Below are 12687 nucleotides of genomic sequence, written 5' to 3'. Positions count from 1 at the left end.
GCACGTCTCCGCCGAGCGCCATGGTGTACCTCAGTAATGCCACCAGGGGCGAACCTGGATCATGTCCAGAAGCCCTTAGCTCAGCTTGTTCGGTTGAAAAGATCGGCCCTCTCAGGCTTTTGACAGCGTTTCATAGCAGCAAATCTTGGGCTTCAGGAACGAAGCCGCTCACTCCGCCGCTACGGTTTGCGTCTCTTCTGCTTGAATTCGCGTCCACTCCGCATACTCGATGGTTCGCCTGAGAGCGGCAACCATGGACTTCTCCATTGCCACTTCCGGGTCGGGATCATAGAGAGCGAGGATCTCGGGCAAGGCCGCTGCAAATGCCGCAGCCGCACGCTGCTCATACGCCTTTTGCGCCGGGTCATCCGAAAAGTCGAAGACGGAAACGGGATCGGGCATAGCAACGTTCTTCGCCGCAGCGGTACTGGAGGACATGGCACCGACCAAGTAGGAAAAACCAATCCGGCCAACGTACCCCTATCGGATTTGCCGGTCAAGTTATCTCGAACACCATCTTTCAGACTCATCCGGTATTCCGGGTTCCCCGCCTGTCACGATCGCCATCCCTGGTGTAGCATGCTCGATGAAGGGCTCCATGAAGCCCGAAGCATGTGGGGGAACTAGAAGAATATGGCTTCCAACGAGAAGATTGCGCTGGTCACCGGCGCCGGCTCCGGCATCGGCAGAAGCGTGGCGCTGGCGCTGATGGAGGCGGGGTACGCCGTCGTGCTGGCGGGACGCCGGCAGGACGCGCTGGAGGAAACGGCGTCGCAGGGGCAATCCTTCGGGCGGCCGACGCTGGCGGTGCCGACGGATATCGGCGATCCGGACTCGGTCAAGGCGCTGTTCGCGAAGACGAAGGAAAAGTTCGGCCGGCTGGACGTTCTGTTCAACAACGCCGGCAGCGGCGCTCCGGCGATCCCGCTGGAAGACCTGACCTACGATCAGTGGAAGGCTGTCGTCGACGTCAACCTGACGGGTGCGTTCCTGTGCACGCAGGAAGCCTTCCGCATCATGAAGGACCAGAACCCGCGCGGCGGCAGGATCATCAACAACGGCTCGATCTCCGCCACGTCGCCGCGGCCGAACTCGGCCCCCTATACGGCGACCAAGCATGCGATCACCGGGCTGACCAAGTCGGCTTCGCTGGACGGGCGGAAATACGACATCGCCTGCGGCCAGATCGACATCGGCAACGCCGCGACCGACATGACCCAGCGGATGACGGAAGGCGTGATGCAGGCCGACGGGTCCATCAAGCCGGAGCCGAGGATGGACCCGCGCCATGTCGCGAGTTCCGTCGTCTACATGGCGAGCCTGCCGCTGGACGCCAACGTCCAGTTCATCACCGTGATGGCGACCAAGATGCCGTTCATCGGACGCGGCTGAACCCAGCCGCCTGCCATCGTACTTGACGGCTTTACTTGACGACTACCGGGTCTGGGCCAGCACGACGCCGCTGTCCAGGCCCATGGTCGTCAGCGTATTGGGGTCCAGACGGCCGCTCGCCTGAAGCCCCCGGTCTTGCTGGAAACGCTCCAGCGCCGCCTGGGTGCTGTCGCCCCAGATGCCGTCCGCATCGCCCGCATAAAGGCCGAGCTGCTTCAGCCGGCCCTGGATGGTGCGGACGGCTTCCGCCTTCAGCGCCCTGCCCTGCACGTCGCGCCCGGCCATGGCTCCGGTCTGGTCGCCGAGCGACAGCAACTCCGCCGGCTTCAGCCCCATGGTCGCCAGCGTCGCCTGGTTGAGGTTGCTGGTGACCTGGAGCCCTCGCGTCTGCTGGAACCGCTCCAGCGCTTCCTGGCTGTCACGCCCCCAGATGCCGTCGACGGCGCCGGAATAGACGCCGAGCTCCTTCAACTGCCGCTGAACTTCCTTCTGGGCCTGCGGCGAAAGCGGCTGAACGTAGCTGACCGGCGCCGGTGCCTGAGTCTGCGCCTGCGCCTCACCGCCATCGAACGCCGGCGCCAGCAACACGCCCGCAGCCGCCGCCGCGATCGCCGCTATTCTGAAATTCCCCATCTTCCGACCTCCCCTCTGCTGTTTGAAGTTATCAACAGCGAAAGGGAGGTTTGTTCCTCGCGTGGGGAAATGGGTGCCACGTTCGATGATGGTCGGTGCCGTCGGTATCAGGGCCATGTAAATAGATGACTTGGTTTTGCGCAGGCAGACACGAACTTGAACTTGAGGTCACGCGAATGGACGATGAAAGCACGATCTTTCCGGCGCCCAAGAGCTTGACAGATGTCGTAGCTGCCTTGCGTGCCATGCCTAAGCCTCCGACCTCCGAGATTCGCGATCCAATAGAAATGAGAGATGACGGATCGGTCGCGGGATTGATTTTTGAGAACTGGATTGTCCATTCATGAAACAAAATCGTTAAAGCAGGCAGGTTAGCCCTCAAGCCGGCATGTCCTCACCAAACGGAAGCACCCGGAAGTATTCAGACCGAGCGCCGGCCGCTATCCAGATGATCGCAAAAGCCGTTCTCGTGGCCGGACCCTGCATCCCTCACAGGCATTCCCGCCCTCCCACCGATCTCGCCGCTGCCGGCTTCATGACCCGCCGAACGGAAAGCCGCCCAGCGGCTCCCACGGACCGCCGAGATAGCGCCAGAGCAGAAGCCCCTCCCCCGTCACCTCGAAGGGCTGGAACTCCGCTTCGAGACGCTGCTTCAGCATACGCGCCACCTCCGGATCGGCCTTGTTCTGGACCGTGACATGCGGACGAAACGCTTGGCGGTCCTGCGGCGTCAGGCTGGCGGCCCATCGCGCCGCAAGCTCGCCGCGCAGCGCACCCAGCTCCGGAGCGTCGAAGGTGTAGGCCACTCCCCGTCCCAGGAAACGCAGTCCGGTCGCATTCAGGCGGACCGGCGCCCTGGTCCGGAGCACCGACGCGATATCGGCCGCGATGGCGCCGGGGTCGTCTCCCGGCAGGTGGTGGAACAGGGTCAGGTGCGCCGGGATGAAGTTCCGGTGTGCCGGGAAGTGCGTCTGCCGCAGCCGCTCGAACCGGGAAAAGGAGTCGCGGTCCATCCCGAGCGTCAGGATCAAGGGTCGGCTTTGTGTGCTTTCAAACAATGCATTGCCCATAAATTAGTCAAGTAAAGTGGTCACACCAGATACCGAAATGGATCGAATTTCATAGCATTCCCAGCATCCTATACTTTAGAGATAGAAGGACATTAACGTCTCATCAACATGTATCGCTCAAGATCCGGAGCATCCTTCACCGACCCTTGGACTTGCCATGTCTTCCTCGTTCGAGCAAATTCATGCCGAATACGCCGATGCACGTGACCGCGTGCTTAAGCAGACCCACTCCAGCCATGTCAGCGAATGCCTGGATGCGATCCGGCCGCTGTGGAACGCCTATCAGGAAAAGCTGAAGGCCCAGGCTTCGATCGACGAGCTTCCGCTGCTGAAGATGTCGGCCTGATCGCCGGCGCCAGGCGCGACGGCGCAAGGCCGCCATCCATTGGACAAAACCGGCCCCGTCAGAACGCATAGCGCACGGGACACCAGGGCAGGCGTTCCGCCATGAGATCCAGGAACATGCGGACCATCCGCGCCTTCAGCGCGGCGCGGTACCGCAGGTTCTCCTGCCCGTTCTCCGACCGCTTCGTTTCCTGAAGGCGAGGCGACCAGAGCATGTCTTCCGCCTTCGGGTGCCAGTGCAGATTGACGTCGTGCAGATCGGCGTTATGGGTCAGGAAGATGACTTCCGCCTTCGCCTGAGCCTTGGCAGCTGGTGACAGGGCGTCGTTAAGCTCCTCGAACAGGCGGATATAGTCGGCGGTCCAGCCTTCATAGACCACCACCGGGCTGAAGTTCAGGTGAACTTCCCAGCCGGCCCGGACGAAATCATCGACCGCCCGGATTCTTTCGCTCATCGGACTGCTGCGGACGTCGAGCAGCTTGGCCGGACGGTGCGGCAGCATGCTGAACCTGATCCGCATGCCGCCCTGCGGGTCGTGGGCCAGCAGGTCGCGGTTGACGTATTTCGTCGCGAAGCTTCCCTTGGCGTTGGGCAGCCGCCTGAAAAGCTCGATCTGGTCGCGGACATTGCCGCCGATCAGGTCGTCGACCGAAGCGTCGCCGTTTTCCCCGATATCGTAGACCCAGCGGTGCGGGTCGGTCTGGCCCGGCTTGGTCCTGGGTCCCAGCTTGGCGGCGTGACGCTCGATCGCGGCACAGATCTGGCCGATATTGACGAAGGTCGTGATCGGGTTGGCGAAGCCCTTGCGGCGCGGCACGTAGCAGTAGACGCAGGCCAGCGCGCAGCCGTTGCTGGCACCGGGCGCTATGTAGTCGGCCGAGCGGCCGTTGGGCCTGATGGTCATCGCCTTCTTGACGCCCAGCACCAGTACGGTGCGCTTGTTGCGCACCCAGTCGCGGGCAGCGCCCTCGTTTCCGAAAAGCTCGGGGATGCGCCAGTGGCTCGCCACCTCGATCAGCTCCGCTTCGGGGAACCGGGCCAGTATCTCGCGCCCGCGCGCATGGGCGTGGACGGCAGGCTCCAGATAGATGCGCCCGATATCCAGCAGGTTGGCCAGCCGGCGGCTCTCCCGTGTCGGCATCGCGGTTTCGGGCATCATCGTGCCGCCGTCGGACATGGGTGAGCCCTACGTCCAAAAGGATGTATTTGAAATATTATTGGGACTTTCGCTGAATTATCGGGTGCTCCGGCGGTCATATTCCCTATCGCGGAGTTGCGCATTATATCAAAATCTGTTGAAACAATTTGTCTTGTAAACCAATAAAGCGGTGCCGCGTTTCCTGGGCACCGATTATTACTGCTTCCTGCATTCCGGGGTGTTTCTTGCTCGCGCGCTTCTGTCCCTGCTGCTCTGCTTCCGGTACTTCCATCGGCCTTATCGATCTTGGCGAAAGCTGCAATGACGCTTTCGAAGGCCGCCGCATGTTCTCGAATACCGGGATAGCCGTCCACTACAGCTCCTGCAACAGGTGCGGCCATATCTGGACGGCCTGCCTGGACGACTGGACCGCCGACGATTTCCAGGAGCGGATCTACAATCAAAGCTATGTGCTGGCGGATCCGCCCTTCACCCATGACCGGCCGGCGCGCAACTCCGCCATGATCGACTCCATGGTCGGGAATTTCAGGAGAGATCTGGAGATCCTGGACTGGGGTGGCGGCGACGGGCTGATGGCGCGGATGCTGATCGAACGTGGTTTTCAGAACGTCATCTCCTGCGATCCCTTCTATGGCGACACCCCGCGGTTCCCCGACGGGACCTTCGATCTCGTCACCTGCTTCGAGGTGGTCGAGCATGTCCCGGACCAGCGCGGGCTGTTCGCCGAACTGGCCCGCCACATGGCGGCGGACGGCGCGATCCTGCTCAGTACGCTGCTGCAACCGCCCGATATCGGCGAACTGCGCCTGGGCTGGTGGTATGCCCGCCCCCGCAACGGCCATATCCGCCTGCACAGCGCGAAAAGCCTGGAGCTTTGCCTGTCCAGGGAAGGACTTAGGCTGAAATCCCTGTCCGGCGAGATGCATGTCGCGTATCGCGACGCGGAGTCGCCGCTGGTCGAAGCCCTGCTGTCCGCCAAGGTCCAAGCGCCCTCGCTGCCGCCGGCCCGCTCCCTGGCGGAATATTCGTAATCCGGGGCGCCGCCGTCCTGCTTAGCCGCCGTCCTGCTTACCCAATGGAGCGGACGTAGTCGGTGCGCAGCGTGCGCTCCGCCGGAAGTTCGATCACGACCTCGGTGCCGACGCCGGTCTCGCTCGACATGCGGACGGTGCCGCCGTGGCGCTCCACAAGCTGGCGGACAAGAGGCAGGCCCAAGCCGGTGCCCTGGGCCTTGCGGGCCAGATGGCTGTCGGACTGCTCGAACGGCTGGAAGACCCGCGTCAGATCGTCGGAGGGTATGCCGACCCCCGTATCGGTCACGACGATCATCGTGCCGCCGTCCGGCTGCCGCTTGACCGACAGGCCGATCAGCCCGCCGGGCGGCGTGAACTTGACCGAATTGGACAGCAGGTTGTCCAGCACCTGACGCAGACGCAGCTGGTCGCCCAGCACGCTCAGCGTGGGCGGCAGGTCCAGCTCGATCGAAACGTCGGCCGTGCGCGAGGCTTCGCGCAGGTCGCGCGCCGCATCGGCCGCGACCCGGCTCAGATCCACCAGTTCCTCCCGCATCTCCATCTTGCCCGCCTCCAGCTTGGACAGGTCGAGGATGTCGTTGATCAGCGCCAGCAGCCGTTTGCCGGAAAGATGGATGTCGCCGATATACTCGGCCTGCCGTTCGCCGAGCCGGCCGAAGATGCCGCTGGCCAAGGCTTCCGAGAATCCGAGGATGGCGTTGAGCGGCGTCCGCAGCTCATGGCTGACATTGGCGAGGAAGTTGGACTTGGCCTGGCTGGACCGGAGCGCCGCGTCCCGCGCCACCACCAGATTGTCGGTCAGTTCCAGGAGTTGCTGGTTCGTCCCCCGCAGCCTCGACTCCGACTGCATGTGACGCCGCATCAGCCATGCCAGCGCCAGCACCAGGACGACGAAGCCGACGCCATAACCCATCAGCTTGATCTTGAAGGCGCTGACCTGGCTCTGCATGCTCCCGATCACCTCGTTCTGGCGATCCTGGACCTGTAGCGAGACCTTGCGCTGGCTGACGATCGCATTGCGCACTTCCTGGTCGGCCAGGGCGCGGAAGGCTCGGGGATCGGTTTCCATCAGCTTAAGGTTGCGGTCGATCGCGTCGAGCTGGACCCGGATGCTGGTCAGCTCGCCCTCACGGCTGATGCCCTGGGTATGCCAGGCGGAACTGCCCGGCTCCGGCAGCGAGTTCAGCCGGTTGAACGCATTGTCCAGCCGCAGCCGGACTTCTTCGAAGACCTCGGGAGGGGAATCGGCCTCGATCTCGCGGACCGCGACCTGCAGGCGCAGCAAATCGGCGGACATCTGACCGTCGTACCAGATGTCGGCGCCGCTCGCGATTTCGACGGAGCGCTGGATTGCGATCAGATCGAAGACCAGCATGGGCGAACTGAGCAGCACGAGCAGGAACGATATCGTCCATACAAGTTTGCCCAGGTCCATGATCCTTTTCCCGGTCAGCATCAGTGGCAAACGCCTCCGGTGAAGTTTGCCCCGTTCCTGAGCATCACTCCACCGTTATCGCCTTCAGCTGCCACTCCCAGCGCGAAAGATATTCCCGCTTCCCGGCTTCGGGATAGGCGTGCTGCGGATAGATCATCCATATCGGACCCCGGTCGCGCCGCGACATGTATTCGCCGTTTCGCTTGAGCGCCAGCATCACCGGCCATTTCCGCCCATCGGCAATCGGTGCCGGACTTTCATAGTCGTTGAGCGCGGTCAGCGTGAGCGACTTCGCGGCAGGATCGGCCCCCACGACGTCGATCAGGGCCGACAGCAACACGCCTTCGAACGTCGCGGGCTCCGTGGTCCAGTTGGTCGGAGTGGTGAAGCGAATCAGGCCCAGGCTCTCCAGCGTCGCCAGGTCGAACCGGACCGGCTTGCCGGATTTTATCCTGCCGTTCACCGTCAGGACCACCGGCCCGGTCGGTTCCGGCACCTCCATGCCCCGCTTCAGGGCAGGTTCGGTGACTGTCTGGTAATCCTTGGAAGACTGCGCGACGGCAGCCGCGGAGAAAGCCGCGGGCGAGAATGCCAGCGCCATGCCGAGGGCCAGGGCGGCGATCCGGGAAGTAAGCGAAGACATCATGCTGGCGATCTCATCCATGGATGCCGGGATTGCCGACCAGGGACAGGAACTCCTGCCGGGTCGAGGGATTTGTTCGGAACGCACCCAGCATGCGGCTGGTGATCATGCCGACGCCCGGCTTGTGGACGCCCCGCGTGGTCATGCACTGGTGCTCCCCCTCGATGACGACGGCCACGCCCTCGGGCTGAAGCACCTCGTCGATCGTATTGGCGATCTGCGCCGTCATCTTCTCCTGGATCTGGAGCCTCTTGGCGAAGACCTCGATCACGCGCGCCAGCTTGGAAATGCCGACCACGCGGTGCCGCGGCAGGTAGGCCACATGGACCTTGCCGATGATCGGGACCATGTGGTGCTCGCAATAGCTTTCGAACCGGATGTCGCGGAGCAGGACCATCTCGTCGTAGCCGTCGACCTCCTCGAAGGTCCGCGCCAGCAATAACCCGGGATCGATGGCGTAGCCGGCGAAGAATTCGTCGAAGGCGCGGGCGACGCGGGCCGGCGTCTCGGCCAGCCCCTCCCGGGAGGGATCGTCGCCCGCCCAGCGCAGCAGGGTCCTTACAGCCTCCTCCGCTTCGGCCCGCGATGGCCGGGGCCCGGCTTGGGAGGTTGCCGGGGGAATCGAATGGTCTGGGTTCCGCGCCATTTACTGCCGCCGTCTCTGATCCAAAAAGCCATCATACGCATAGGGTAAATGCGCGCCAGTCATCAAAGAATGTACGGGCAACGTTTAAGATCGTGTGAAACGGTTGTAATTTGCCGAATAGTTATGAGTATTTTCTCCGCCTTTCTTGACCAAAGGCGGAGATCTGCCCCGAACGGCTCGGACGGACAATACCTACGTTCGAATTTATTACTTTTGACCTATTGCTAAAGCAGGATCGTGTCGCCCGACCGGCGCACGCGGAACCAGCGGCACCCGTAAGCTTCCAGTTCCACATGCACGGCGCCGTTCTTGGCCAGCGAGAAGTCGCCGCGTCCGAACAGGTCGATCAGCCCCTGCCAGCCGGCGGCCGGCTCGACGTCGAAGGAAGCTTCCGTCGGCTTCGACGACAGGTTGTGGATCACCAGGACGACCCTTCCGTCCCAGTCGTAGCTGACTGCCAGGACCGCAGCCTGCCTGACCGGGACGATGCTCCACTTGCCATAGGCGATCTCCGCCGTTTCGTGGCGGCGCCGGATCAGCCGTTCGATCCAGTTGAGCATGGACCCGTCGTCACGGCGCTGGGCCGCCACGTTGACCGTCGCGGGTCCCCAGCGCTTGCCGCCGACGACGGGGCGGCGAAGGTCCTCCGGCTGCGCGGTGGAGAATCCGCCGTTCTTTTCGTCGGACCACTGCATGGGGGACCGCACGCTCATGCGTCCGGGGATCGCAAGGTTCTCGGCCATGCCGATCTCCTCGCCGTAGAACAGCACGGGAGCGCCCGGCATCGAGAACATCAGGGCGTAGACCATGCGTATCCTCGCCTCGTCGCCATTCAGCATCGTCGGCAGCCGGCGGCGCAGCCCGCGGCCGAAGAGCTGCATGTCCTCCTTGGGACCGAACTGGCGGAAGACCTCTTCCCGTTCCGCCTCGGTCAGCTTGTCCAGCGACCATTCGTCGTGGTTCCGCACGAAGTTGCCCCATTGGGCATTCTTCGGCAGGGACGACAGCGCCCGCATGCCGTGGACCATGGCCCCGGCGTCGCCGCGTGCGACCGCCAGCGCCATGGTCTGGTTCAGGTTGAAGTTGATGCACATGTGGAGCTCGTCGCCGTCCTCGTCGCCGAAGAAGCGCCGGACTTCCTCCGGCTCCAGGTTGACTTCGCCCATCAGGATGGCGTCGCCCTGGCGCCGGCTCAGGAAGGCGCGCAGATCGCACAGCCATTCGTGCGGCGCCAGATCGACACGCCCCGCGATGCCGACCGTCTCCAGCAGGAAGGGAACGGCATCGACGCGGAAGCCGGACAGCCCCAGCTCCAGCCAGAAGCCGACGATCTTGCGGATCTCGTCGCGCACGGCGGAACTGCCGATGTTGAGGTCGGGCTGCTGCTTATAGAAACGGTGCAGGTAATACTGCTTCGCTACCTCGTCCCATTCCCAGTTGCTGTCCTCCTTGTCGGGGAAGACCAGATCCGTCGGGCCGTCCTTGGGAATCTCTTCGCGCCAGACGTACCAGTCGCGATACCGGGAGTTGGGATCGGACCGGGATGCCTGGAACCAGGGATGCTCGTGCGAGGTATGGTTGACCACCAGGTCCGCGATGACGCGGATGCCCCGGTCCCGCGCGGTCCGGATGAACTCGACGAAATCGCCGAGCGTGCCGAGCCTGGGATCGACCGAGTAGTAGTCGGTGATGTCGTAGCCGTCGTCCCGGTCCGCCGTGGGATAGAACGGCATCAGCCAAAGGCAGGTGACGCCGAGCCCGGCCAGATAATCGATCCGCTGGATCAGCCCGTTGAAGTCGCCGACGCCGTCCCCGTCGCTGTCCTGGAAGGTCTCGACGTCGAGGCAGTAGAAAACGGCGTTCTTCCACCATGTATCGCTGGTGCGGGTAATATCCATGCTCTCGCTTTCGCTGCCGGTGACGGGGGACGGCTTATCCGGACGTGTTACGGGCGTAACGCTTGAAAAAGGCCGTCTGTTCAGCGGGCGTGCTCAGCGGGCGAGAGATTGCTCAGCGGTTGGAGGACTGCCGCGCCTCCGCCATCTGCCTCACGGCCTCGGCATCGCCGAGGATCAGCGGGCGCCGCCAGTTGCGGAGATCGGGTTCGCCGCCCGCCGGATCGGTCGTCGCTTCGATCCGCTCCAGCGCCGTCCAGGCGCCGCCCTCACCGCCGCACCGGACCTCGCCGCCGGCAGCCAGCACCAGCGGGATTCCTCCGGCCACGTCCCAGACGTTCGGGCGCTGGAAGCGGGCGACGCGCAGCAGCCCGGCCGCGACGAAGGCGCATTCGATGGCGGCGGACCCGGTCTTGCGGATATCCCAAGGCAGGCCGGCGTCGGCGGTCGCCTCCGGTTCGCCGGCAAGACGCCGGCGCACGGCAGGATTGGCCCTCGACTTCAGCGGTTCCTGGTCGAAGCAAAGCTCGCCGCCGGCACGGGCGTGGTAGACGCCGGTGCGGAGCGCGTGGCTGGTGCTGCACCAGACCGCGCCGACGACGGGCCGGCCCCGGTGAAGCACGCCGATCGACGCGGCGTAGAGCGGAAAGCCGTTGACGAAATTGGTGGTGCCGTCGATCGGATCGACCGCCCAGACGAAGTCGTGGTCGCGGCCGGGCCGCTCGTCCATCTCCTCGCCCAGGATGTCGTGTTCGGGGAAGCGGTCGGCCAGACGAGCCCGGATCAGCACCTCGACCTGACTGTCCACCTCGGAGACGGGATCGCGGAAGGTCGGCGTGTCGCCGGGGACGCCTTTGTAGCGGACCTCCAGCGTCCGGCCCAGCGCCGCCATGATCTCCGTTCCCGCCAGACCAGCCAGTTCGACCGCCGTACGCTCGATCTCCCGCAGGATGACGTCGGGGATGTCGTCGATGGTCATGGCCGGCTCTCTTCACGGTTGGCAGGAGAAGTATCGATGGACGGGATCAGGACGCAGGCCTGTTCGGGTTCCAGCCCGACGGTCAGCTTGGGCACGGCTCCCGGCGCCGGGGAGAAGTTGTCGCCAAGGCGCAGCGAGGTGCCGGCCCAGGTGACTTCCACGACCTTGGCGCGGCTGATGTCGACCGGGGGTTCTTCGCCGTACTCGCCCTCGTTGAGCCATTCCAGCAGGGCCGCGCGCCGGTCGGCATGAGCATGGACGACGTCGAGCAGACCGTCGCCGGGATCGGCATTGGGCGCAAGGTTGAGGCCCGGTCCGACATGGCTGATGTTCATGATCTCCAGCACCAGGAAATCGCCGGCGAGTTCCTTGCCGTCCAGGGTCATCTCGAGGCGTTCGGGCTCGGCTTCCGTCAGCAGGCGGGCGAACTTCCGGCGGCTGCACAGCAGTTGCTCCTGTCCGGAAATATCGGCGGCGTCGATCTCCGCCATGCCGCGCGCCAGCAGCCCCAGCCCGGCCGCCTCGATGAAGCGGTGCTTGCCCCAGGGACCCGTCGCGGCCGCTATGTCGAACGGCCGCCTGACGGCGTCGTGCAGGGCGGGAACCAGGGTTTCCGGGTCCCCGGATATGCCCAGCGACCGGGCGATGTTGTTCGCCGTGCCCTGCGGCAGGATGGCGACGGGGATGCTCCGGTCGGGCATGTGGGTCAGGACCCGGGTCACCGTGCCGTCGCCGCCGATGGCGACGATCAGGTCATGGGGCTGGCCCAGGGTTTCGACGATGGCGATGTCCTTGACGGAGCAATAGCACGGGTCGAAGCCCGATTTTCGGAATAGCTCGAGGAGAAGGTCCCTGGACGGACCGCCCTCCCCGGCGGAGGGGCTATGGAGGAGAAGTGCGCGCATACGCCGCTAACATGCCGGACTTGCTCACAGTTCCGGCGGTCCGGAGGAAATACGCCCAGAGTCGAGCCAGAGCCATCAACATAGAATTTGAGCGGTTTTTTAAGATCTCACGACACCCCCCCTTCAGACCTGCCCACGTACATCTTTTGGGAGACGCCCATTTTCCCTTGGGACAAAGTGCCGGCGATTACCATTCATTCATTGTTTACCCTAATAATTCGAGTACTCCACACCCGCACGAGAGACTTCAGCTCAATGCCTCGCACTCAGCTCGCTGTTATTCCTTACATGATGCATCAGGGCCAGCCGCTGATCCTGATGGTGACTTCGCGTGAGACGCGGCGCTGGATCGTGCCCAAGGGATGGCAGGAGAAGAAGATCACGGACAGGGATCAGGCCGTGTGCGAAGCCTTCGAGGAGGCGGGCGCCATCGGCATCCTCGGCGACAAGCCGATAGGCGGCTACCGCTACGACAAGCGCCTGAAGGACGGCCGGATCAAGGCGATCGACGTCGCCGTATACTGCCTGGAAGTCTGTGAACTGCTGGACG

Annotated in this window: 16 protein-coding genes; 5 read left to right on the top strand and 11 right to left on the bottom strand. The window is 63.9% G+C overall.

Annotated elements, in window-relative coordinates; all coding sequences use genetic code 11:
* Window positions 1-168: 168 nt before the first annotated feature.
* Window positions 169-438: a hypothetical protein gene (locus AC5JJ6_RS20890; RefSeq protein WP_496043906.1), complete on the bottom strand. Its 270-nt coding sequence runs from the start codon at window positions 436-438 to the stop codon at window positions 169-171.
* Between the two features lie 195 nt (window positions 439-633).
* On the opposite strand from AC5JJ6_RS20890, the gene AC5JJ6_RS20885 reads away from it, so the two are divergent.
* The gene (locus AC5JJ6_RS20885) at window positions 634-1392 is read left to right on the top strand and encodes an SDR family oxidoreductase (protein WP_496043905.1); all 759 of its coding nucleotides are present in this window, start codon (window positions 634-636) and stop codon (window positions 1390-1392) included.
* A gap of 42 nt (window positions 1393-1434) precedes the next feature.
* On the opposite strand, the gene AC5JJ6_RS20880 is transcribed toward AC5JJ6_RS20885, so the two are convergent.
* Complete coding sequence (locus AC5JJ6_RS20880) at window positions 1435-2025, bottom strand: peptidoglycan-binding domain-containing protein (RefSeq protein WP_496043904.1); 591 nt, start codon at window positions 2023-2025, stop codon at window positions 1435-1437.
* Between the two features lie 176 nt (window positions 2026-2201).
* Here AC5JJ6_RS20880 and AC5JJ6_RS20875 point away from each other — a divergent pair, with 176 nt between their 5' ends.
* Window positions 2202-2372: a hypothetical protein gene (locus AC5JJ6_RS20875; RefSeq protein ID WP_496043903.1), complete on the top strand. Its 171-nt coding sequence runs from the start codon at window positions 2202-2204 to the stop codon at window positions 2370-2372.
* A 186-nt stretch (window positions 2373-2558) separates the two neighbouring features.
* Here the strand turns inward: AC5JJ6_RS20875 and AC5JJ6_RS20870 are convergent, their stop codons facing one another.
* Window positions 2559-3056, bottom strand: a complete 498-nt coding sequence (locus AC5JJ6_RS20870; protein WP_496043902.1) for a 2'-5' RNA ligase family protein — start codon at window positions 3054-3056, stop codon at window positions 2559-2561.
* Between the two features lie 196 nt (window positions 3057-3252).
* Here AC5JJ6_RS20870 and AC5JJ6_RS20865 point away from each other — a divergent pair, with 196 nt between their 5' ends.
* A complete protein-coding gene (locus AC5JJ6_RS20865; RefSeq protein WP_496043901.1) occupies window positions 3253-3441 on the top strand; it encodes a hypothetical protein in 189 nt (62 codons plus the stop codon).
* Window positions 3442-3499: 58 nt separating this feature from the next.
* On the opposite strand, the gene AC5JJ6_RS20860 is transcribed toward AC5JJ6_RS20865, so the two are convergent.
* Both AC5JJ6_RS20860 and AC5JJ6_RS20855 read right to left on the bottom strand, forming a co-directional pair.
* Window positions 3500-4618 (bottom strand): spore photoproduct lyase family protein, encoded by a 1119-nt coding sequence (locus tag AC5JJ6_RS20860; RefSeq protein ID WP_496043900.1) that lies wholly within the window; start codon window positions 4616-4618, stop codon window positions 3500-3502.
* A gap of 103 nt (window positions 4619-4721) precedes the next feature.
* The gene (locus AC5JJ6_RS20855; protein WP_496043899.1) at window positions 4722-4871 is read right to left on the bottom strand and encodes a hypothetical protein; all 150 of its coding nucleotides are present in this window, start codon (window positions 4869-4871) and stop codon (window positions 4722-4724) included.
* A 52-nt stretch (window positions 4872-4923) separates the two neighbouring features.
* Between AC5JJ6_RS20855 and AC5JJ6_RS20850 the strand changes: the two genes are divergently transcribed.
* Window positions 4924-5631, top strand: coding sequence for a class I SAM-dependent methyltransferase (locus AC5JJ6_RS20850; RefSeq protein WP_496043898.1), 708 nt, complete (start codon window positions 4924-4926; stop codon window positions 5629-5631).
* A gap of 37 nt (window positions 5632-5668) precedes the next feature.
* Here the strand turns inward: AC5JJ6_RS20850 and AC5JJ6_RS20845 are convergent, their stop codons facing one another.
* The 6 genes from AC5JJ6_RS20845 to AC5JJ6_RS20820 all read right to left on the bottom strand — a co-directional run bounded on the left by AC5JJ6_RS20845 (window position 5669) and on the right by AC5JJ6_RS20820 (window position 12137).
* The gene (locus AC5JJ6_RS20845) at window positions 5669-7069 is read right to left on the bottom strand and encodes a sensor histidine kinase (protein WP_496043897.1); all 1401 of its coding nucleotides are present in this window, start codon (window positions 7067-7069) and stop codon (window positions 5669-5671) included.
* 64 nt (window positions 7070-7133) lie between these two features.
* Window positions 7134-7715 carry a putative pterin-binding protein gene (locus AC5JJ6_RS20840; RefSeq protein ID WP_496043896.1) on the bottom strand — a complete coding sequence of 194 codons (582 nt, stop codon included), beginning with the start codon at window positions 7713-7715 and terminating at the stop codon, window positions 7134-7136.
* Between the two features lie 10 nt (window positions 7716-7725).
* Window positions 7726-8358 carry a GTP cyclohydrolase I FolE gene (gene folE / locus AC5JJ6_RS20835; RefSeq protein WP_496043895.1) on the bottom strand — a complete coding sequence of 211 codons (633 nt, stop codon included), beginning with the start codon at window positions 8356-8358 and terminating at the stop codon, window positions 7726-7728.
* 224 nt (window positions 8359-8582) lie between these two features.
* A complete protein-coding gene (locus tag AC5JJ6_RS20830) occupies window positions 8583-10256 on the bottom strand; it encodes an alpha-amylase family protein (RefSeq protein ID WP_496043894.1) in 1674 nt (557 codons plus the stop codon).
* 112 nt (window positions 10257-10368) lie between these two features.
* Window positions 10369-11232, bottom strand: coding sequence for an inositol monophosphatase family protein (locus tag AC5JJ6_RS20825; RefSeq protein ID WP_496043893.1), 864 nt, complete (start codon window positions 11230-11232; stop codon window positions 10369-10371).
* Window positions 11229-12137: a diacylglycerol/lipid kinase family protein gene (locus tag AC5JJ6_RS20820; protein WP_496043892.1), complete on the bottom strand. Its 909-nt coding sequence runs from the start codon at window positions 12135-12137 to the stop codon at window positions 11229-11231. The genes AC5JJ6_RS20825 and AC5JJ6_RS20820 overlap by 4 nt, the downstream gene beginning before the upstream one ends.
* Window positions 12138-12392: 255 nt before the next feature.
* On the opposite strand from AC5JJ6_RS20820, the gene AC5JJ6_RS20815 reads away from it, so the two are divergent.
* Window positions 12393-12687 (top strand): NUDIX hydrolase (locus tag AC5JJ6_RS20815; RefSeq protein WP_496043891.1); only part of this gene is annotated, 295 nt, incomplete at its 3' end.

It is taken from the genome of Skermanella sp., assembly GCF_059503625.1.
This window is presented reverse-complemented; position numbering and strand designations above follow the sequence as displayed.

Bases quoted from the DNA above. Each gene is read 5' to 3' on its own strand.
- AC5JJ6_RS20890 (WP_496043906.1), bottom strand. From the start codon at position 438: ATGTCCTCCAGTACCGCTGCGGCGAAGAACGTTGCTATGCCCGATCCC.
- AC5JJ6_RS20885 (WP_496043905.1), top strand. From the start codon at position 634: ATGGCTTCCAACGAGAAGATTGCGCTGGTCACCGGCGCCGGCTCCGGC.
- AC5JJ6_RS20880 (WP_496043904.1), bottom strand. From the start codon at position 2,025: ATGGGGAATTTCAGAATAGCGGCGATCGCGGCGGCGGCTGCGGGCGTG.
- AC5JJ6_RS20875 (WP_496043903.1), top strand. From the start codon at position 2,202: ATGGACGATGAAAGCACGATCTTTCCGGCGCCCAAGAGCTTGACAGAT.
- AC5JJ6_RS20865 (WP_496043901.1), top strand. From the start codon at position 3,253: ATGTCTTCCTCGTTCGAGCAAATTCATGCCGAATACGCCGATGCACGT.
- AC5JJ6_RS20860 (WP_496043900.1), bottom strand. From the start codon at position 4,618: ATGTCCGACGGCGGCACGATGATGCCCGAAACCGCGATGCCGACACGG.
- AC5JJ6_RS20855 (WP_496043899.1), bottom strand. From the start codon at position 4,871: ATGGAAGTACCGGAAGCAGAGCAGCAGGGACAGAAGCGCGCGAGCAAG.
- AC5JJ6_RS20850 (WP_496043898.1), top strand. From the start codon at position 4,924: ATGTTCTCGAATACCGGGATAGCCGTCCACTACAGCTCCTGCAACAGG.
- AC5JJ6_RS20845 (WP_496043897.1), bottom strand. From the start codon at position 7,069: ATGGACCTGGGCAAACTTGTATGGACGATATCGTTCCTGCTCGTGCTG.
- AC5JJ6_RS20840 (WP_496043896.1), bottom strand. From the start codon at position 7,715: ATGATGTCTTCGCTTACTTCCCGGATCGCCGCCCTGGCCCTCGGCATG.
- folE (WP_496043895.1), bottom strand. From the start codon at position 8,358: ATGGCGCGGAACCCAGACCATTCGATTCCCCCGGCAACCTCCCAAGCC.
- AC5JJ6_RS20830 (WP_496043894.1), bottom strand. From the start codon at position 10,256: ATGGATATTACCCGCACCAGCGATACATGGTGGAAGAACGCCGTTTTC.
- AC5JJ6_RS20825 (WP_496043893.1), bottom strand. From the start codon at position 11,232: ATGACCATCGACGACATCCCCGACGTCATCCTGCGGGAGATCGAGCGT.
- AC5JJ6_RS20820 (WP_496043892.1), bottom strand. From the start codon at position 12,137: ATGCGCGCACTTCTCCTCCATAGCCCCTCCGCCGGGGAGGGCGGTCCG.